This is a genomic window from Kitasatospora sp. NPDC004531, assembly GCF_053602195.1.
The window spans coordinates 188,864-207,188 of record NZ_JBSGDD010000002.1 but is presented as its reverse complement, the minus strand read 5'-3'; the positions used below and the strand labels follow the sequence as shown (position 1 = coordinate 207,188).

The 18,325-nt window shown below is 73.4% G+C and carries 18 protein-coding genes; 12 read left to right on the top strand and 6 right to left on the bottom strand.

The features are described from left to right. Positions 1-204: 204 nt before the first annotated feature. From ACWEMJ_RS02195 to ACWEMJ_RS02180, 4 genes are all read left to right on the top strand, one after another. Positions 205-1,299 carry an alpha/beta hydrolase gene (locus tag ACWEMJ_RS02195; RefSeq protein ID WP_452135004.1) on the top strand — a complete coding sequence of 365 codons (1,095 nt, stop codon included), beginning with the start codon at positions 205-207 and terminating at the stop codon, positions 1,297-1,299. A 23-nt stretch (positions 1,300-1,322) separates the two neighbouring features. Next, a complete protein-coding gene (locus ACWEMJ_RS02190; protein WP_452135003.1) occupies positions 1,323-2,531 on the top strand; it encodes an acyltransferase family protein in 1,209 nt (402 codons plus the stop codon). Between the two features lie 67 nt (positions 2,532-2,598). Next, positions 2,599-2,934, top strand: coding sequence for an MmcQ/YjbR family DNA-binding protein (locus ACWEMJ_RS02185; protein ID WP_452135002.1), 336 nt, complete (start codon positions 2,599-2,601; stop codon positions 2,932-2,934). A 144-nt stretch (positions 2,935-3,078) separates the two neighbouring features. Next, positions 3,079-4,269 (top strand): alpha/beta hydrolase, encoded by a 1,191-nt coding sequence (locus ACWEMJ_RS02180; protein WP_452135001.1) that lies wholly within the window; start codon positions 3,079-3,081, stop codon positions 4,267-4,269. Between the two features lie 9 nt (positions 4,270-4,278). On the opposite strand, the gene ACWEMJ_RS02175 is transcribed toward ACWEMJ_RS02180, so the two are convergent. Then, entirely contained in the window at positions 4,279-5,289 is a 1,011-nt protein-coding gene (locus tag ACWEMJ_RS02175) for an aldo/keto reductase (RefSeq protein WP_452135000.1), read from the bottom strand. After that, positions 5,286-5,786: a MerR family transcriptional regulator gene (locus ACWEMJ_RS02170; RefSeq protein ID WP_452134999.1), complete on the bottom strand. Its 501-nt coding sequence runs from the start codon at positions 5,784-5,786 to the stop codon at positions 5,286-5,288. Before ACWEMJ_RS02170 ends, ACWEMJ_RS02175 begins: the two co-directional genes overlap by 4 nt. Before the next feature lie 112 nt (positions 5,787-5,898). Between ACWEMJ_RS02170 and ACWEMJ_RS02165 the strand changes: the two genes are divergently transcribed. Further along, positions 5,899-6,726, top strand: a complete 828-nt coding sequence (locus tag ACWEMJ_RS02165; RefSeq protein WP_452134998.1) for a serine hydrolase domain-containing protein — start codon at positions 5,899-5,901, stop codon at positions 6,724-6,726. A 214-nt stretch (positions 6,727-6,940) separates the two neighbouring features. Here the strand turns inward: ACWEMJ_RS02165 and ACWEMJ_RS02160 are convergent, their stop codons facing one another. Then, on the bottom strand, positions 6,941-7,765 hold the full coding sequence (locus ACWEMJ_RS02160) for a pirin family protein (RefSeq protein ID WP_452134997.1): 825 nt from the start codon (positions 7,763-7,765) through the stop codon (positions 6,941-6,943). Positions 7,766-7,988: 223 nt separating this feature from the next. On the opposite strand from ACWEMJ_RS02160, the gene ACWEMJ_RS02155 reads away from it, so the two are divergent. The 5 genes from ACWEMJ_RS02155 to fabF all read left to right on the top strand — a co-directional run bounded on the left by ACWEMJ_RS02155 (position 7,989) and on the right by fabF (position 12,960). Continuing rightward, on the top strand, positions 7,989-9,185 hold the full coding sequence (locus ACWEMJ_RS02155; protein ID WP_400895323.1) for a PucR family transcriptional regulator: 1,197 nt from the start codon (positions 7,989-7,991) through the stop codon (positions 9,183-9,185). 90 nt (positions 9,186-9,275) lie between these two features. Beyond that, positions 9,276-10,214, top strand: a complete 939-nt coding sequence (locus ACWEMJ_RS02150; protein WP_452134996.1) for an ACP S-malonyltransferase — start codon at positions 9,276-9,278, stop codon at positions 10,212-10,214. Beyond that, positions 10,211-11,239: a beta-ketoacyl-ACP synthase III gene (locus tag ACWEMJ_RS02145; protein WP_452134995.1), complete on the top strand. Its 1,029-nt coding sequence runs from the start codon at positions 10,211-10,213 to the stop codon at positions 11,237-11,239. The genes ACWEMJ_RS02150 and ACWEMJ_RS02145 overlap by 4 nt, the downstream gene beginning before the upstream one ends. 80 nt (positions 11,240-11,319) lie before the next feature. Further along, positions 11,320-11,562, top strand: a complete 243-nt coding sequence (locus tag ACWEMJ_RS02140; RefSeq protein ID WP_073812203.1) for an acyl carrier protein — start codon at positions 11,320-11,322, stop codon at positions 11,560-11,562. A 129-nt stretch (positions 11,563-11,691) separates the two neighbouring features. Next, positions 11,692-12,960 (top strand): beta-ketoacyl-ACP synthase II, encoded by a 1,269-nt coding sequence (gene fabF, locus ACWEMJ_RS02135; protein ID WP_452134994.1) that lies wholly within the window; start codon positions 11,692-11,694, stop codon positions 12,958-12,960. Positions 12,961-13,027: 67 nt separating this feature from the next. On the opposite strand, the gene ACWEMJ_RS02130 is transcribed toward fabF, so the two are convergent. Next, on the bottom strand, positions 13,028-13,522 hold the full coding sequence (locus ACWEMJ_RS02130; RefSeq protein ID WP_452134993.1) for a DUF3145 domain-containing protein: 495 nt from the start codon (positions 13,520-13,522) through the stop codon (positions 13,028-13,030). A gap of 347 nt (positions 13,523-13,869) precedes the next feature. Then, positions 13,870-14,889 (bottom strand): NADP-dependent oxidoreductase, encoded by a 1,020-nt coding sequence (locus tag ACWEMJ_RS02125; RefSeq protein ID WP_452134992.1) that lies wholly within the window; start codon positions 14,887-14,889, stop codon positions 13,870-13,872. Between the two features lie 95 nt (positions 14,890-14,984). Between ACWEMJ_RS02125 and ACWEMJ_RS02120 the strand changes: the two genes are divergently transcribed. Next, on the top strand, positions 14,985-15,449 hold the full coding sequence (locus tag ACWEMJ_RS02120; RefSeq protein WP_452134991.1) for a MarR family winged helix-turn-helix transcriptional regulator: 465 nt from the start codon (positions 14,985-14,987) through the stop codon (positions 15,447-15,449). 242 nt (positions 15,450-15,691) lie between these two features. Beyond that, positions 15,692-17,284 (top strand): LCP family protein, encoded by a 1,593-nt coding sequence (locus ACWEMJ_RS02115; RefSeq protein WP_452134990.1) that lies wholly within the window; start codon positions 15,692-15,694, stop codon positions 17,282-17,284. A 68-nt stretch (positions 17,285-17,352) separates the two neighbouring features. On the opposite strand, the gene ACWEMJ_RS02110 is transcribed toward ACWEMJ_RS02115, so the two are convergent. Continuing rightward, complete coding sequence (locus ACWEMJ_RS02110; RefSeq protein ID WP_452134989.1) at positions 17,353-18,267, bottom strand: 1-aminocyclopropane-1-carboxylate deaminase/D-cysteine desulfhydrase; 915 nt, start codon at positions 18,265-18,267, stop codon at positions 17,353-17,355. Positions 18,268-18,325: the final 58 nt, after the last annotated feature.

Here is an 18,325-nt window from a genome sequence, read left to right as displayed (position 1 = left end):
GCAAGATCGCGACGCAGGACAATGACCTGCACGTGATCGCGACCTTGCGGACGTGACTTGCGCTTGTCGCGCAGTTCCCCGCGCCCCCGGTTTCGCGCCCGCCTGCCCCTCCGGTATGACAACCGTCTTGGCTCCGCAGGTTGACGCTCCCCCGCCCACCCCCTCCCTACCTTCCTCCCCGTTGCCGAACTGGAGGAGGAAGCGATGCTGTGGCGTCTGCGTCGGGGCACCGCCGTTGCGGGGTTGGTGTTGGCGGCGGTGCTGGGGGCGGGGTCGTGGGCGTCGGCGGATGCGCAGACGCCGCTGACGGGGCCGCCGCCGGGCTCCGCGGAGTGGGTGGCGGACACCGGCCTGGGGCTACGGCTGCCCGACCCGGCGAACGCGTCCCCGGCCGAAGTGGCAGCGTTCTTCGCCGGGTTGACCGACGCGCAGCAGCAGGCCCTCGCGCTCCGCCACCCCCAGGTCGTCGGCAATCTGGACGGCGCCCCGATCGCCCTGCGCTACCTGGCGAACTCGCTGGCCCTGGCCGACGAACGCCGCCGCCAGCAGTCCCGCGCCGAGGACCCCGCGCTCCTCGCCGAGGAACGCGAGCTCGCCGCCCGGAAGGCCGCCCGCTACGCGGCCCTGAGCGGCCGTCAGCTGCTCGCCTTCGACCCTCGCGGCCGCGGCCAACTCGCCGAGGTCTTCGGCGACTTGACCCACGACGCCCGCGCAGCCGTGATCGTTCCCGGCTCCGACGTCGACCTGCTGACCTCCGACCGCCCCGCCGCGATGGCCCGACAGCTGCGCGCCGCGAGCGGCGACCGCGTCGCGGTGGTGGCGTGGACGGGCTACACGACGCCCGTCGGTCTCGGTGCGGACGCGGCCCGCGAGGAGCTCGCCCGGGCGGGCGCACCCCGGCTGGCCCGCCTGGCGGCCGCTCTCGCGCCGGTCACCGGGCCGGTGACGCTGTTCTGCCACAGCTACGGCTCGGTGGTGTGCGGGCAGTCCGCGCCGGACCCGGCGCACGTCGCGGGCGTGGTGGTGCTCGCCTCGCCGGGGATGGGCCTGGAGCGGGCGGACGAGCTGCGGGTGCCGGTGTGGGCGGCCGCCCGCAATCCCGAGGACTGGATCGGCGAGGTGCCGAACGTCTCGGTGTTCGGCTTCGGCCACGGCGCCGACCCGACCTCGCCCGAATTCCGCGCCCGCCTGCTGCCGTCGACCGGTTCGCACGGCCACGCCGACTACTTCGCACCCGGTTCGGCCTCGCTCGCCGCGTTCGCCGCGATCGCCGCCACCGGCTCGCCCACCACCGCCTGACGACCTGCAAGAGGAGACGTCCGATGCTGCCTGTTTCCGTTCGTCGCGCCGCGGCGACCGTCGATGCCAAAACCCCCGCCACCCGCGACCGCGCACTGGACGGGCTGCGCGCCGTGGCGCTGCTCTCGGTGCCGCTGGGCCACTGGCTGCTCGGCGGGTTCACGCTGTCCGACGGCGTGCTGCACAACGCGAGCCCGCTGGCGGCGCTGTCGTTCATGGCGCCGCTGAGCTGGGTGCTGCAGATGCTGGGGGTGTTCTTCCTGGTGGGCGGCCGGGCGTCGGCGCTGTCGCTGCGGCGGTCGGCCGAACGCGGGGTGGGCGCCGGGGAGTGGCTCCGCGGCCGGGTGCTGCGGCTGGCCCGGCCGGTGCTGGGGGTGGCCGCGGTGTGGGCGGCGCTGATCCCGGTACTGCGGATGCTCGGGGTGCCGGCCGACACGGTGCGCACCGGGGCGGTGCTGATGGTGCAGCCGCTCTGGTACATCGCGATGTACCTGGTGCTGACGGCGCTCACCCCGCTGTGCGTCAAGTTCGGTGCGTGGAGCCGGGGTTGGGCCTCGGCGGGGCTGCTGGCGACGGTCGCGGCGGTGGACCTGCTGCGGTACGGCCCGTGGGGCGCGTCGATGCCGGGGTGGCTGAGCCTGCTGAACCTGCTGCCGGGCTGGCTGTTCGCCTACCAGCTGGGCGTGGACTGGGCGCACGGCCGGATCTCCCGGGCCGGGGCGTGGCTGACGGCGGTCGGCGGGGCGGTGCTGTTCGCGGTGCTGCTGCTGGTGTTCCACTACCCGGCGAGCATGGTGGGCGTGCCGGGGGCGTCCCGCACCAACTCGCACCCGCCGTCCCTGTTGGTGCTGGCGCTGGCCTCGGTGCAGGGCGGCGCGGCGATGCTGCTGAAGGACCGGCTGGGCCGGGCGCTGCGCCGGCCGCTGCTGTGGCTGCCGGTGGTGGTGGTCAACCTGGGCGCGATGACGATCTTCTGCTGGCACCAGACCGCGATGTTCCTGACCGCGCTGGCCGGCTCGCACCTCGGCACGCTGCCCGGCCTGACCACCGCCCCGGACTCCGGCCTGTGGGCCCTGGCCCGGCTGGCCTGGCTGCCGGTGTTCGCGGTGGCGCTGGCGCTGATCGGCCGCTGGGCGCGGCGCTTCGACGCCCCGTGGCCGTCCCGGGCCTGGCGCGCGGTGGCGACGGCGGGCGCGGCGCTGTTCGCGGTGTACGCGCTCGGCGCGGTCTGACGCCACGTCAATCCCCTGCCGCCCGGTCACCCTCCCACTGTCGGCGCCGGACCGTACCCTGACCGCCATGGCGACCTTCGACGAGCTGACCGCACTCGCCCTCCAGCTGCCCCAGGCGCACCAGGAGACCACCTGGGAGCAGCAGACGTTCCGGGTGGGCCGGAAGATCTTCGCGATGGGCCACCCGGAGTCGGGGCAGGTCTCGGTGAAGGCCACGCTGCCCGAGCAGGCCGAACTGATCGCCGCCGCGCCCGAGGTGTACTCGGTGGCGCCGTACACCGGCCGGTTCGGCTGGGTGCGGGTGCAACTGGCGCTGGTGGAGCCGGCGGAGCTGGGCGAGCTGCTCACCGACGCCTGGCGGTCCGTCGCGCCGAAGCGGGCCCGGGCCGGGTACGAGCGGTAGCGTCCGGGCGAATGTGACACGGAACACTGTTTGGCCCCTGCCCGGCGCGTCTGCCGCCCTCTAATCTGGCTGACTAGTAGTTGGCAGTCGTAGCACCATCGGGCCCGGCCCGCTGCGATGTACCGGCCCGAGGGAGTGGACGCGATGCACCGCAGGCGGGTCAAGCGGATTCTGATCGGCGTGTTCGCGGGCTGCGCGGCCCTGGTGGACGCGGGTGCGGCGGTCGCCCAGGCCACCGCGTCCAGCGAGCAGTTGGCCATCACCACGCCCCCCGCCGGCAGCGCCGCCTGGGTCGCCGACAACTCCTTCGGCCGCACCCTGCCGGATCCGGCCACCGCCGACCCGGCCGCCGTCGCCGCCTTCTTCGCCTCCCTGACGAACGCCGAGATCGACCGGCTGATCCTCGAATACCCGCTGGTGGTCGGCAACTTGGACGGCGCGCCGCTGGGCGTCCGGTACCGCGCCAACCGGGAGGCGATCGCCGCCGAACGCGACCGGGCCCGGCAGCGCGCCGAGGACCGCACCCTGGACCCGACCGTCCGGGCGCTGGCCGTCTCCCGCGCCAACGACTCCGAGGCGCTGCTCGCCGACGGCCGGCAGATCCTGGCGTTCGACCCGCGCGGCCGCGGCCTGGTCAGCGAGGTGTACGGCAACCTGGCCGCCGCCCAGCGGGTCGCCGTCCTGGTGCCCGGCTCGGACGCCGACCTCGGCCACTTCGACCAGGCCGTCGAACCGCTGCGCTCCCCCGCCGGCATGGCCCGCGCCCTGCTCGCCGAGGAGCGCGCCCAGGCCCCCGGCACCCGCACCGCGGTGATCGCCTGGACCGGCTACGTCACCCCGCAGGGCCTCGGCCCGGACGCCGCCACCTCCCGGCTCGCCGAGGCCGCCGCGCCGCGCCTGGAACGGCTGCTCGCCGGACTGCGGCAGACCACCCACCCGGAGGCGCCGCCCGCGCTGCTGTGCCACTCCTACGGCTCGGTGGTGTGCGGCACCGCCGCGCCGACCGTGCACGACGCGCGACCCACCGACCTGGTGGCGTTCGGCAGCCCCGGGATGGGCGTCGAGTCGGCCGCCGAGCTCGGCACCGGCGTCCGGGTGTGGGCGGCCCGCAACTCCGGCGACTGGATCGGCAACGTGCCCTACCTGGAGGTCGGCGGCCTCGGCCACGGCGCCGACCCGACCACCCAGGAGTTCGGCGCCACCCCGATCTCCTCGTCGGGCGCCAGCGGCCACAACGGCTACCTGGCCGAGGGCACCGCCAGCCGCCACAACTTCGCCGCGATCGCCCTCGGCCACTACAGCGACGTCAGCCGCCCGACCGCCCAGGGCAATTGACGGCGCCCCTCACACTTCCCGGGCGTCCGAGGTGGCGCTCATGTCCGCGTAGCGGGCCCCCTGCACCCGGCCGCCGATCGGCTCCAGCACGGCCAACTCCTCCGCCGTCAGCGTGAGTTCGGTGGCGGCGGCGTTCTCCTCCAGCCGGCTGCGCCTGCGGGTGCCGGGGATCGGCACCACCGCCAGGCCGTGCACCTCGGCCCGCTGCTGCACCCAGGCCAGCGCGACCTGCGCCGCCGTCGCCCCGCGCTCGGCGGCGACCTTCCGGATCGGCTCGACCAGCTCCGCGTTCCCGGCCGCGTTCTCGCCGGTGAACTGCGGCAGGTGGCGCCGGAAGTCGTCCGCACCGAGCTGCCCGGCGTCCGCGAACGCCCCGGTCAGAAAGCCCCGGCCGAGCGGCGAGTACGGCACCAGCGCCACGCCCAGCTCGGCCGCCGCGGGCACCGCGCTGCGCTCCGGGCCCCGGGCGAACAGCGACCACTCCGACTGCAGCGCCGCGATCGGGTGCACCGCGTACGCCTCCCGCAGCTCCGGACCGGTCACCTCGGACAGGCCCAGGTGCTTCACCTTGCCGGCCGCGACCAGCTCGGCCATCGCCCCGACCGACTCGGCCAGCGGCACCTTCGGGTCGCGCCGGTGCATGTAGTACAGGTCGATCTCGTCGACGCCGAGCCGGCGCAGCGAGGCGTCCACCGAGCGCCGGATGTAGGCGGGGTCGTTGTTGACGCCCCGGTACGCGGGGTCGTCGGCGCGCCGCTCGATGGCGAACTTGGTGGCCAGCACCACCCGGTCGCGGTGCGCCCGGACGAACGGGCCGATCAGCTCCTCGTTGGCGCCCGAGCCGTAGACGTCGGCGGTGTCGAACAGGGTCACCCCGAGCTCCAGCGCCCGGCCGAGGGTGGCCAGCGCCTCCTCGGTGTCGGTCGGGCCGTAGAACTCGCTCATCCCCATGCAGCCCAGGCCCTGCACGCCCACGACGGGGCCGTTGCTGCCGAGCCGGGTGGTCTTGATGCCGCTCATGCGCTCTTCCTGTCCTCGGTCGGGCTGCACGCCCGCGTCAAAGTCGTCCCGTCGTCGCCGTCGGCCGCAGGAGGCTCGCCGTAGAGTTCGATCTTCCGATCGATCACGGCGAGCGTCGCGTGCAGGTCCGCGAGCCGCTGCCGGACCTCCGCCCGGTGGTCCACCAGCAGCTGCCGGCGGTCCGCCCGGGTGGAGTTCCCGTCCCGCACCAGTTCGACGTACCGGACCATGTCGGCCACCGGCATCCCGGTCAGCCGGAGCTTGGTCAGGAACGCCAGCCGGGCCAGATCCGCGTCGCTGTAGCGGCGCTGCCCCGCGTGCGAGCGGTCCACCGGATCGAGCAGGCCGATCCGCTCGTACCAGCGCAGCGTGTGCGCCGAGAGGCCGCTGGCCGCGGAGACCTCGCTGATCCCGTGCCGCGGCGTCCGGTCGGGCGCCACGCTCGGCGCGCCGAACGCCTGCTCGCACCCGGACAGTTGCGAATCCCGCTGTGCCATCTGGACTGACTCCCGCTCTCGGCGACGACGGCTCCGACGCTACTCAGTTGGAGCGCACTCCAAGCAAGCCTGGCACATCGCATCTCCCCACCGGTCGTTTAGAGTTCCGCCCATGCAGAGCTTGCGCATGATCGAGGACTGGCCGGTACCCCACGCCGCTGCGGCGGTCGTCCGCGGAAGCGACGGCGCCGTGCTCGGCACGCACGGACCGCAGGACCACCTGTTCCCGCTCGCCTCCGTCACCAAGCTGCTCAGCGCGTACGCCGCGCTGATCGCCGTCGAGGAAGGCGTCTTCGAACTCGACGACCCGGCGGGCCCCGACGGCTCCACCGTCCGCCACCTGCTGGCCCACACCTCCGGCCTGGCCTTCGACGAGAACCGGGTGATGGCCGCCCCCGGCAACCGCCGCCTCTACTCCAACGCCGGCTTCGACGTCCTCGCCGCCATCCTGGAGCACGCCTCCGGCATCCCGTTCGCCCAGTACGCGGCCGAGGCCGTCTTCCAGCCGCTCGGCATGCACGCCACCCTGATCAACACCGCCCACCGCGCGCCCGCCGGCGCGGGCGGCCTCTCCACCGCCGCCGACCTGGTCCGCTTCGCCGCGGAGCTCCAGTCCCCGAAGCTGCTCGACCCCGCCACCCTGCACGCCGCGACCCGCGAGGTGGCCTTCCCCGGCACCAACGGCGTCCTCCCCGGCTTCGGCCACCGCCGCCCCAACGACTGGGGCCTCGGCTTCGAGATCCGCGACCACAAGACCCCGCACTGGACCGGCACCGCCAACTCCCCCGCCACCTTCGGCCACTTCGGCCAGTCCGGCACCTTCCTCTGGGTCGACCCCACCGCCGACCTCGCCTGCCTCGCCCTCACCGACCGCGACTTCGGCCCCTGGGCGGCCGAGGTCTGGCCCCAGCTCAGCGACTCGATCCTCGCGGAGAACTGAGCGCACCGGGCGCGAAACCAGGGAGCGCACAACCAGGGGCGCGGGGAACTGCGCGAAGCGGAAGATGCCCGTCCGTAAGATCGCGACGCAGGACAATGACCTGCACTTGATCGCGACCTTGCGGACGTGACTTGCGCTTGTCGCGCAGTTCCCCGCGCCCCTGTCTTCGCGCCCACCCGCTCGCGCCAGTCTCCCCGCGCCCCTGATTGTGCGCTCAGCCGAACTGCACAGGCGTGTGCATCTCCCAGAGCAGCAACTCCACCCCGCCCTCCCCCGCCGTCGGATCCGCGAACGCGTCGCCCGTGATCCGGATCGCGTCGCCCGCGCTCGCCGAGCGCCCGCCGCCCTGCGGTCCCGGCACCGTCCGGTAGCCGACCGACCCGGCGACCACGTGCACGTAGCGGTAGGGCGCGGCCGGAAGCTCGGGCAGCGGAGCCCACGCCCGGGCCCGGACCAGCCAGAGGGCCGCGTCGGCCCGCCGCAGGCGCAGCGCATCGTCGGAGGGCCGCCCGGAAGCCAGCAGCGTCAGCCCGTCCGCCGCCTCGACCGACCGGAGCCCGAACCCCGGCGGGGAGCCGAACTCGTCGGGCTGGAGCCACATTTGAAGAAACGTCACAGCGCTGTCGGCCCCGCCCGGGTTCCGTTCCGTGTGCGTGATGCCCGCCCCCGCCGACTGCACCTGCACCATCCCGGGCCGGACCACGCTCGCGTGCCCCGCGTCGTCGCGGTGGGCGAGGGCGCCGGAGAGCACCCAGGTGACGATCTCGGTGTCGGTGTGCCGGTGCGCGTCGTACCCGGCGCCGGGCGCGAGGGTCTCCTCGTTGCAGGCGAGCAGCGCGCCGAAGGAGGTGTTCTTCGGGTCGTAGTGGCCGGCGAAGGAGAAGGAGTGCCGGGTGGTGATGCCTTCGGCGGGTTCCGACAGGTAACGCTCGGCGGTGCGGCGGAGGTCGGCGCGGCCGCGCTCCTTCCGGACGGCCGCGAACGCGGGTTCGGAGGGTTCGAAGGGGTGCCCGTCCTGGGGCGAGGAATCCACGCTCACGGGCACCACGGTAGCCGGTGTGACGGGTGCCACCGGCCTTCTCGGCGCGGGGTGTGCACGAGCACCCGTCCGCGTGAGGCAGGCTAGTGCCGTGCCATCCGCTTCAGCGAAACCCGACAAAGCATCCGACCGGTCGTCCGGCGAGTCCCCCGCCCCGGAGAAGAGGTCGGCGAGACGTCCGGCGCAGCCGACCCGCGCCGCCGCGGTGCCGGGTCGCGGCCGGATGACCGCCGAGGAGCGCCGCCTGGCGGCCGACCGCGCCGAGCTGCGGGCGGCGACGCTGAAGCGGCTGGAGAAGTCGGCGGGCAAGCTGGCGTCCGCGGCGATCGCCCGGATGGACGATCAACTGGCGTGGTACCGGCGGATGCCGCCGGAGCACCGGTCGTGGATCGGCCTGGTCGCGCAGGCGGGCATCGCGGCGTTCACCGAGTGGTACCGGCACCCGGAGGCGCCGCAGGCGATCTCCACCGACGTGTTCGGCACCGCGCCGCGCGAGCTGACCCGGGCGATCACGCTGCGGCAGACGGTGGAGCTGATCCGCACCACGATCGAGGTGATGGAGGAGGCCATCGAGGAGGTGGCCGCGCCCGGCGACGAGGCGGGCATGCGCGAGTCGGTGCTGGTCTACGCCCGGGAGATCGCGTTCGCCACCGCGCAGGTGTACGCGCAGGCCGCGGAGGCGCGCGGCGCGTGGGACGCCCGGCTGGAGGCGCTGGTGGTCAACTCGCTGCTGTCGGGGGACGCCGACGAGGGCGTGCTGTCCCGGGCGGCGGCGCTGGGCTGGGGTCAGCCGAGCCAGGTGCGGGTGGTGATGGGCAGTGCCCCGGACGGTGACAGCGAGCTGGTGGTGGAGGCCATCCGGCGGGCTGCCCGGTACGCGAAACTGCACGTGCTGACGGGGGTGTTGGGCCGGCGCCTGGTGGTGGTGGTCGGCGGCGAGAAGGAGCCGGTGCACGCCGCGCGGGCGCTGATCGGCCAGTTCGCGCCGGGCCCGGTGGTGGTCGGCCCGACGGTCGGCGACCTGCTGTCGGCGACGCGCTCGGCGCACGCGGCGGCGCAGGGCCTGAAGGCGTGCGCCGCCTGGCCGGACGCGCCCCGCCCGGTGCTCGCCGACGACCTGCTGCCGGAGCGCGCGCTGGCGGGCGACGAGGTGGCGCGCCGTCAGCTGGTGGAGGAGATCTACACACCCCTGGAGGAGGCCGGTTCGGCACTCCTGGAGACGCTGAGTGTCTATCTGGAGCAGGCGTCCTCCCTGGAGGGCGCGGCCCGGATGCTCTTCGTCCACCCGAACACCGTCCGCTACCGGCTGCGTCGTGTGACTGATGTCACCGGCTATGCTCCGTCGGACGTGCGTTCGGCGTTCACCCTGCGCATCGCCCTTGCCCTGGGGCGTCTCGGTTCCGGGCCTGATCAGGGCTGATCGAACTGTAGGGAATCCACAATCCGACGTGCTTTTCTTCGTCATCGTCGCCTACCCGCCCCACGGCGTCCGGCGAGAGAGGGTTGAACCGTGCTCGTTATCGTCGCCCCTGGACAGGGTGCCCAGACTCCCGGCTTCCTCAACCCCTGGCTCGAACTGGACGGCGTCGCCGACCGGCTGCGCCAGTGGTCGGAGGTGGCCGGCCTCGACCTGGTGCACGCCGGAACCGAGGCCTCCGAGGAGGAGATCAAGGACACCGCCGTCGCCCAGCCGCTGCTGGTGGCCGCCGGCCTGGTGACCGCTCAGGCGCTGCTGCCGCACGGCGTCGCGGCGTCGGTCGGCGCGCTGGCCGGCCACAGTGTGGGCGAGATCACCGCCGCGGCGCTGGCCGGGGTGCTGTCCGAGCAGGACGCGCTGGCCTTCGTCCGCGAGCGCAGCCTCGGCATGGCGGAGGCCGCCGCGGCCACCGCGACCGGCATGGCGGCGGTGCTCGGCGGCGACCCGGAGGCGGTCGCCGCGAAGCTCGCCGAGCACGGGGTCACCCCCGCGAACAACAACGGCGGCGGCCAGATCGTCGCGGCCGGCACGCTGGAGCAGCTGGCCGCGCTGAAGGCGGACCCGCCGGCCGGCGCGCGGCTGATCCCGCTGAAGGTCGCGGGCGCGTTCCACACCGCGCACATGGCCCCGGGCGTGGCCCGGCTGGAGAAGCTGGCGCCGACGCTGACGGCGGCCGACCCGGCGGTGGCGTACGTGTCCAACAAGGACGGCAAGGTGGTCGGCGACGGCGCCGAGGTGCTGGCCCGTCTGGTCTCGCAGGTGTCCAACCCGGTCCGCTGGGACCTGTGCATGGAGACCCTGCAGCAGCTGGGCGCGACCGCCGTGATCGAGCTGTCCCCCGCCGGAACCCTCACCAATCTGGTCAAGCGGAACGTCAAGGGCGTCGCCACGCTGGCCCTGAAGTCCCCCGCCGATCTCGACCGGGCCCGCGAGCTCGTGGCCGAGCACGGCAACCAGGAGAAGTCCGCATGAGCGTCACCATCAAGCCGGCCACCGGCGCCCAGTTCTCGCGCATCCTCGGGGTCGGCGGCTACCGCCCGACCCGGGTGATCCCGAACTCCGAGGTGCTGAACTGGATCGACTCCTCGGACGAGTGGATCCGCTCGCGGTCCGGCATCGCGGAGCGCCGCTGGGCCGGTCCGGAGGAGACCGTCGCCGAGATGTCGGTGCAGGCGGCGTCCAGGGCCATCACGATGTCCGGGATCGCTCCGGAGCAGATCGGCGGCGTCATCGTCGCCACCGTCTCGCACCTGAAGCAGACCCCGGCGATCGCCACCGAGATCGCCCAGCGCCTCGGCTGCGGCACCGCCCCCGCGTTCGACATCTCCGCCGCCTGCGCGGGCTTCGGCTACGGCCTGAGCCTGGCCGACGGCATGGTGCGCGGCGGCAGCGCCGAGTACGTGCTGGTGATCGGCGTGGAGCGGCTCTCCGACCTGACCGACCAGTCGGACCGCTCGACCGCGTTCATCTTCGGCGACGGCGCGGGCGCCGCGATCGTCGGCCCGTCCGACACCCCCGGCATCGGCAAGGTGGTCTGGGGCGCGGACGGCTCGCAGGCCGAGGTGATCTCGCAGACCCAGGCCTGGGACACCGCGTTCGCCAAGCCGGACGCCGTCAACGGCGCGGGCGAGGAGACCAAGTGGCCCGCCCTGCGGATGGAGGGCCAGACGGTCTTCCGCTGGGCCGTGTACGACATGGCGAAGGTCGCCCAGCAGGCGCTGGACGCCGCCGGGATCACCGCCGACCAGCTCGGCGCGTTCATCCCGCACCAGGCCAACATGCGCATCATCGACGCCATGATCAAGACGCTGAAGCTGCCCGCCGAGGTCCCGGTGGCCCGCGACATCGTCGAGACCGGCAACACCTCCGCCGCCTCCATTCCGCTCGCCATGGAGCGGATGCTGGAGCGCGGCGAGGCCAAGAGCGGCGACCTCGCGCTGATCATCGGCTTCGGGGCCGGACTGGTCTACGCCGCAGCAGTCGTTACTCTCCCCTAGGCGTTTTTTCTCCGCACCACCTGAAACCCGCGGCGGTCCGTCGGACCGTCCGCCGTCACCACCGAAGAGGAGCAGCCGATATGGCTACCCAGACCGAGGTTCTCGAAGGTCTCGCCGAGATCGTGAACGAGATCGCCGGCATTCCGGTCGAGGACGTCGAGCTCGACAAGTCCTTCACCGACGACCTGGACGTCGACTCGCTGTCCATGGTCGAGGTCGTCGTCGCCGCCGAGGAGCGCTTCGGCGCGAAGATCCCGGACGACGAGGTCAAGAACCTCAAGACCGTCGGCGACGCGGTGAACTTCATCGTCGCCAACGTCTGACCTGCCGTCAGGCCGCCGGTCGGGGAGCGCCAGCCGCGCCCCGACCGGCCCCCTTTCCCTCCGGCTCGTCCGGTTCGCCGGCTCGTCCGGCCCTCCGCTCAACGCTCAACGTGAGAGAAGAAGAAACCAGTGACTGCTGAAAACCGCACCGTGGTCGTCACGGGTATCGGCGCCTTCACGCCGCTGGGCGGCGACGCCGCCACATTCTGGGAGGGCCTGCTGGCCGGCCGGTCCGGGGTCCGCGCGCTCACCGAGGAGTGGGCCGCCGACCTGCCGGTCCGGATCGCCGCCCGGGTCGCCGTCGAGCCGTCCGAGATCCTGCCCCGCCCGGTGGCCCGCAAGCTGGACCGCTCGGCCCAGTTCGCGCTGATCGCCGCCCGCGAGGCGTGGAAGGACGCGGGCTTCGAGGCCCCGGCCACCGACGACTCCACCGAGCTGGCCCCCGAGCGCCTGGGCGCGGTCATCGCCTCCGGCATCGGCGGCGTCACCACCCTGCTCGACCAGTACGACGTGCTGAAGAACCAGGGCGTCCGCAAGGTCTCCCCGCACACCGTCCCGATGCTGATGCCCAACTCCCCGGCCGCCAACGTCGGCCTGGAGGTCGGCGCCCGGGCCGGCGTGCACACCCCCGTCTCCGCCTGTGCCTCCGGCGCCGAGGCGATCGGCTACGCGATCGAGATGATCCGCAGCGGCCGCGCCGACGTCGTGGTGGCCGGCGGCACCGAGGCGGCGGTCCACCCGCTGCCGATCGTCGCCTTCTCCAACATGATGGCGATGTCCAAGAACAACGACGACCCCGAGCACGCCTCCCGCCCGTACGACAAGGCCCGCGACGGCTTCGTGCTCGGCGAGGGCGCCGGCGTGATCGTGCTGGAGTCCGCCGAGCACGCCGCCGCCCGCGGGGCCCGCGTGTACTGCGAGGCGATCGGCCAGGGCCTGTCCTCGGACGCCCACCACATCGCCCAGCCGGAGCCCACCGGCGCCGGCGTGGCCCGCGCCATCGCCGACCTGTTCGACCGCAACGACCTCGACAAGGCCGAGGTGGTGCACGTCAACGCGCACGCCACCTCCACCCCGCAGGGTGACACCGCCGAGGTCAAGGCGCTGAGCCGGGAGCTCGGCGAGCACCTCGACCACGTGGCGATCTCCGCCACCAAGTCGATGACCGGCCACCTGCTCGGCGGCGCCGGCGGCATCGAGACGGTCGCCACCGTCCTCGCCCTGCACCACCGGATCGCCCCGCCGACCATCAACGTGGTCGACCTGGACGACGACATCGACGCCGACATCGTCCGCGACGAGCCCCGCAAGCTCCCGGTCGAGGGCCGCATCGCCGCCCTCAACAACTCCTTCGGCTTCGGCGGCCACAACGTGGTGCTGGCCTTCCGCACCGTCTGACGCCGCGACACCACGGGGCCGGCCCGGCACTCCTCGCGAGTGCCGGGCCGGCCCTGTCTCTCCCGCCTCACACCACCTGGTGGAGCCAGCGCACCGGCGCGCCCTCCCCGGCGTACCGGAACGGCTCCAACTCGTCGTCCCACGGCTTGCCGAGCAGCCGGCCGATCTCCGTCTCCAGGTCGCTGCCCTCGCTGCGGGAGCGCAGCAGCACGGCCCGCAGCCGGTCCTCGGGGATCAGGATGTCGCCGTGGATGCCGGTGACGGCGTGGAAGATGCCGAGGCTCGGCGTGGACGAGTACCGCTCGCCCTCCGCCGTGGCGCAGGGCTCGCTGGTCACCTCGTAGCGCATCAACTGCCAGCCGCGCAGCGCGGAGGCGAGCTTGGAGGCGGTACCGGGCTCCCCGTGCCAGGAGAGTTCGGACCGCCAGTGGCCGGGCGCGGCGGGCTGCCGGATCCAGTCGAGGTTGACCCGCACGCCGAGGGCGCCCGCCACCGCCCACTCGACGTGCGGGCACAGCGCGCGTGGCGCGGAGTGGATGTAGAGCACACCACGTGTCGTCACCGGGACCTCCTGGCTGTGGACGAGGGTCGCCTTCCCCAGCTGCCTCGCGCCGTCGCCGGTAGGTACTGACCAGTGGCTACCCCGTGACGCTCAACTTATTCGACATTAGGTCATCAAATCGAGCAAAACGGACAAGCTTTCACTCCATGCTAGTCGGTTCCCCCGGGAGGTCTACCCCCACAGCGCTCACCTCCCCCGAACGGCCCTAAACGCGCGCCCCCACCGGAGCGCGCGCCCGGTGGAGGCGAATTGACGGCGGTGCAGTTGACCTACTGTCGGATCATCCGATTCAGGGCCGTTCCGCCCCGTCGGCCGAGACCGGCCGCGGCCGGCCGCGACTGGCCGCGTCAGACCTGGACGACCATCTTTCCGGTGTTGACGCCGCGCAGCATGCCGATGAAGGCCTCCGCGGTGTTCTCCACTCCCTCGACGACGGTCTCGTCGTAGCGCAGCGAGCCGTCCCGGAGCCAGCCGCCGACCTCCTCCAGGAACTGGCCGCGCAGCGCGCCGTGGTCGCTGACCAGCATGCCCTGCAGGCGCAGCCGCTTGCCGATGGCCAGCGCCAGGTTGCGCGGCCCGGTGGGCGCGGAGGTGGCGTTGTACTGGGCGATGGCCCCGCACAGGGTGGCCCGGCCGTGCACCCGCAGGGCGCCGATCGCGGCCTCCAGGTGGTCGCCGCCGACGTTGTCGAAGTAGACGTCGATGCCCTCGGGGGCGGCCTTGGCGAGCAGCTCGGCGACCGGGCCGTCCTTGTAGTTGAAGGCGGCGTCGAAGCCGTAGCCGTCGACCAGGGTGGCGACCTTCTCCGCGGAGCCGGCCGAGCCGACCACCCGCGCCGCGCCCTTGAGCCGGGCGATCTGGCCGACCAGCGAGCCGACCGCCCCGGCCGCGCCGGAGACGAACACCACGTCGCCGGCCCGGAACGAGGCGACCTCCAGCAGACCGGCGTACGCGGTCAGGCCCGGCATCCCCAGCACGCCCAAGTAGGCGGACAGCGGCGCGAGTTCCGGGTCGACCTTGACGGCGTGCGCCGCGTTCACCGTGGCGTACTCGCGCCAGCCCAGCCCGTGCAGCACGGCGTCGCCGGCCTCGAAGCCCTCGGCGTTGCTGGCGACCACCCGGCCGACCGCGCCGCCGTCCATCGGCTCCCCGAGCGCGAACGGCGGGACGTAGGACTCCTGGTCGTTCATCCTTCCGCGCATGTACGGATCCACGGACAGGTAGGCGTTGCGCACGACGATCTCACCCGGGCCGGGCTGCCGGACCGGGGCCTCGACCAGGGCGAAGTCGCTCGCCACCGGCCAGCCCTGCGGGCGGGCGGCCAGGTGCCACTCACGGCCGGTCGCGGGAAGGTCCTGCTCTGCCATCTCACATTCCTCCGTCAACCTGAAAGGTTCACTGTCTCAAGTAATCCTGTGGATGAAAGGTTCATGTTGTCAACTGTTCAGCTAGAATCGGACCCATGGAGAAGGAGCAGGCCATGGAAGAGGCGCCCGTCCCGACCGCCGACCCGATCACCGTGGAGGTCGTCGACCTCATGGCGCGCCTGGTCGGGCTCTTCCACCGCGAGTACGAGGAGGCCGCCGCGGCCCGCTCGTTGACCGGCGCGCAGGCCAAGGTGCTGGCCCTGTTGCGGCGCGGACCGATGCCGATGCGGCACATCGCGCAGACCCTCTCCTGCGAGCCGTCCAACATCACCGGCATCGTCGACCGGCTGGAGGGCCGCGGCTTCGTCACCCGCGAGGCCGACCCGCAGGACCGCCGGGTGAAGCTGGTGGCCGCCACCGACTCGGGCCTGTCGGCCTCCTCCGAGCTCCGCGAGTCGCTCAACTTCGCCCGTGAGCCGCTGGCCGCGCTGGACGCCTCCGAGCGGTCCCAACTGCGGGACCTGCTGCGGCGGATGCTCGACTCCTCGACCCCCGGCTGACCACCCGGCTGACCACCCGTCGGAGCGCCCCTCGGGCCGCCCACCAGGGAGTCCTCCGAGCGGTTCGGGGGCACCCCGGTTCGAGGGTCGAAAAATCTCTCGGAAATGATGGTTCGCGTGTAACCATTCCCGTCGCCGCACCGTCTAAGTGGTGACGACCGCCCCCTCCGCAGTGTCGCGGAGGCGGTAAGTGCCGCCCCTCGGGCACCAGTTCCCGTTGCGCGCAGAGAGATCCCGGACCGATGACCGACGCCACCCAGAGCCCTGCCGCGGCTCCACCACGCCGCCGAAGAGGCCGCCGAATAGCCCAGGGCCTCGGAGCGACCACCGCCGTGCTGGTGGTCGTCGCCGCCGGACTCGGCGCCTGGTACTACCAGCGGCTCGACCACAACATCACGACCTTCTCCCCCGAAGGCATCGCCTCCAGCCGCCCGCCGGCCGGGCCGCCCGCACCCACCGGCGGCGGCGGGCCGCCCGTCAACATCCTGCTGCTCGGCTCCGACACCCGCAACGACGGCAACAGCGACCTCGGCGGCGGTGACGAGGGGGTCGGGCACTCCGACACCGCGATCCTGCTGCACGTCTACGCCGATCACAAACACGCCGTCGGCGTGTCGATCCCCCGGGACACCCTGGTCACCATCCCGCCGTGCCGCCTCGCGGACGGCCGCTGGACCAACGCCCGGGCCAACCAGATGTTCAACTCGGCCTTCACCGTGGGCGAGTTCAAGAACGGCAACCCCGCCTGCACGCAGAACACCGTCGAGGAACTGACCGGCCTGCGGGTGGACCACACCCTGGTCGTCGACTTCAAGGGCTTCGCCGCCATCACCGAGGCCGTCGGCGGGGTGGACGTGTGCGTCCCCAACGACGTCAACTCCTACGGCATCCAGCTGGCCCAGGGCCGCCAGACCGTCTCCGGGCAGCAGGCGGTCGACTACGTCCGCGCCCGGCACGGCCTCGGCGACGGCTCCGACATCGGCCGGATGCGCCGTCAGCAGGCGTTCGTGTCCTCGCTGATCAGCAAGGTGCAGAAGGACGGCTTCGACCTGACCACCCTGCTGCCGCTGGCCGACGCCGCCACCAAGTCGCTCACCGTCGACCCCGGCCTCGGATCGCCGTACAAGCTCGCCGAGTTCGCCCAGTCGCTGCGGAACATCAAGCTCGGCGACATCCAGTTCGTCACCCTGCCCTGGCGCTTCCAGGGCGCCCGGGTCGCCATCGTGCAGCCCGACGCGAGCATCCTGTGGAACCTGCTCCGCCAGGACCGCACCCTGGACGGCCGCCTCACCGACGACCCCGCGAGTGCTTCCGCGAGCCCGTCCGCAGGTGCCTCGGGCGACCCGTCGGGCGTCCCGTCCGCCGGTGCGTCCGGGAGCGCGTCGCCCGGGGCCTCCGGCAGTCCGTCCGCCCCCGGGAGCCCGTCGGCCACCGGCAGCCCCGAGGGCATGAACCCGGACGTGCCGATCCTGATCCACAACGCCGCCAAGTCGAGCGGGCTGGCCGGGCGCACCGAACTCGCGCTGCGCAGCAACGGCTACCGCGACATCACGCTCGGCAGCAACACCGCCGCCCGGTCCACCACGCTGATCGAGTACGCGCCCGGGCAGCGGTCCGCCGCCGAGCACCTCGCCCAGCTGTACCCGGGTGCGGAAGTCCGCGCCGGCTCCGGCGGCGACGGCCTCACCCTGACCCTCGGCCAGGACCGGGCCGGCGCCGACACCCCCGTCCCCGGGGCGTCCGGCGGCAGCGTCCCGTCCGCCATCCCGGAGGGCATCACGGGCAACACCCGCCCTGCCGACAGCGATCTCTGCAGCGACCTCAGCTTCGGCTGAGCCCCGCCGACCCGGCCCGCGCCACGCCTGCGACACGACGGCGACGACGCGGGCCGGGTCCGGGTCCGTCACGGGCCCGCGGGATCCGGATCCGGATCCGGATCCGGCAGGCCGGTCACCACGAGGGTGACCCGGCGGCCCGCCAACTCCCCCGCCCGGGCCAGGTCGTACACCGCGGACAGCGCCTTCGCCACGTACCGCCGCTCCACCGGCACCCCGTGCCTGGCCTCGAACCGCGCGGCGAACCGCTCCAGCTCCTCCGGCACCCGGCCGTACCCGCCGCCGTGCCAGCCGTGCACCAGCCGCCAGTTGTCGAACTCCCGCCCGTAGGCCGCCAGTTGCAGGGCCCCCACCTCGCGCTCCAGGTAGCCCTCGCCGCGCAGCACCGCCACGCCCAACGCCCGTGCGTCCAGCGGCAGTCCGGCGGCGATGCCCGCCAGCGTCCCGCCGGTGCCGACCGGGCAGCACACCACGTCCGCCGCGCCCATGCCCGGCAACTGCGCGGCCAACTCCTCCGCGACCACCGCCGCCCCGCGCACCGCCGCCGCGTTCGAGCCGCCCTCGGGCAGCACGAAGTGCCCGGGCCGGTGCTCGTGCCGCCCAGGGGCGAGCTCGCGGTAGACGGAGCGCTCGACGAACTCCAGTGCCATCCCGTCCCGTTCGGCCCGGGCCAGCGACCAGTTCCGCGGCATCCCGGCCAGCTCGGCCCCGCGGATCACCCCGACACTCGCCAACCCGAGCGCCCGCGCCGCCGCGGCCACCGCCCGCACGTGCGTCGAGTACGCCCCGCCGTAGGTGAGCAGCGCCTTGCAGCCGTCCGCGAGGGCCCGCTCCAGGTTCGGCGCGAGCTTCCGCCACTTGTTGCCCGGCACGGTCGGGTGCGCCAGGTCGTCCCGCTTGAGCCTCAGCTCGACCCCTGCGGCGGCGAGCTCCGGGTCGTCGACCACCGTCAACGGCGTGGGCAGGTCAGCAGGCACGAGCATCCGCTCACCCTAGCCGGGGCCCGCCGGCCACCTGCCGCCCGCATGGGTGGGACAGGGA

What these genes read in the sequence shown, in the direction of transcription:
- ACWEMJ_RS02120 (WP_452134991.1), top strand. Translation starts at nt 14,985, where the DNA reads ATGGAGAAGGAGCAGGCCATGGAAGAGGCGCCCGTCCCGACCGCCGAC.
- ACWEMJ_RS02110 (WP_452134989.1), bottom strand. Translation starts at nt 18,267, where the DNA reads ATGCTCGTGCCTGCTGACCTGCCCACGCCGTTGACGGTGGTCGACGAC.
- ACWEMJ_RS02115 (WP_452134990.1), top strand. Translation starts at nt 15,692, where the DNA reads ATGACCGACGCCACCCAGAGCCCTGCCGCGGCTCCACCACGCCGCCGA.
- ACWEMJ_RS02180 (WP_452135001.1), top strand. Translation starts at nt 3,079, where the DNA reads ATGCACCGCAGGCGGGTCAAGCGGATTCTGATCGGCGTGTTCGCGGGC.
- ACWEMJ_RS02185 (WP_452135002.1), top strand. Translation starts at nt 2,599, where the DNA reads ATGGCGACCTTCGACGAGCTGACCGCACTCGCCCTCCAGCTGCCCCAG.
- ACWEMJ_RS02165 (WP_452134998.1), top strand. Translation starts at nt 5,899, where the DNA reads ATGCAGAGCTTGCGCATGATCGAGGACTGGCCGGTACCCCACGCCGCT.
- ACWEMJ_RS02155 (WP_400895323.1), top strand. Translation starts at nt 7,989, where the DNA reads ATGACCGCCGAGGAGCGCCGCCTGGCGGCCGACCGCGCCGAGCTGCGG.
- ACWEMJ_RS02195 (WP_452135004.1), top strand. Translation starts at nt 205, where the DNA reads ATGCTGTGGCGTCTGCGTCGGGGCACCGCCGTTGCGGGGTTGGTGTTG.
- ACWEMJ_RS02170 (WP_452134999.1), bottom strand. Translation starts at nt 5,786, where the DNA reads ATGGCACAGCGGGATTCGCAACTGTCCGGGTGCGAGCAGGCGTTCGGC.
- ACWEMJ_RS02125 (WP_452134992.1), bottom strand. Translation starts at nt 14,889, where the DNA reads ATGGCAGAGCAGGACCTTCCCGCGACCGGCCGTGAGTGGCACCTGGCC.
- ACWEMJ_RS02140 (WP_073812203.1), top strand. Translation starts at nt 11,320, where the DNA reads ATGGCTACCCAGACCGAGGTTCTCGAAGGTCTCGCCGAGATCGTGAAC.
- ACWEMJ_RS02190 (WP_452135003.1), top strand. Translation starts at nt 1,323, where the DNA reads ATGCTGCCTGTTTCCGTTCGTCGCGCCGCGGCGACCGTCGATGCCAAA.
- ACWEMJ_RS02175 (WP_452135000.1), bottom strand. Translation starts at nt 5,289, where the DNA reads ATGAGCGGCATCAAGACCACCCGGCTCGGCAGCAACGGCCCCGTCGTG.
- ACWEMJ_RS02145 (WP_452134995.1), top strand. Translation starts at nt 10,211, where the DNA reads ATGAGCGTCACCATCAAGCCGGCCACCGGCGCCCAGTTCTCGCGCATC.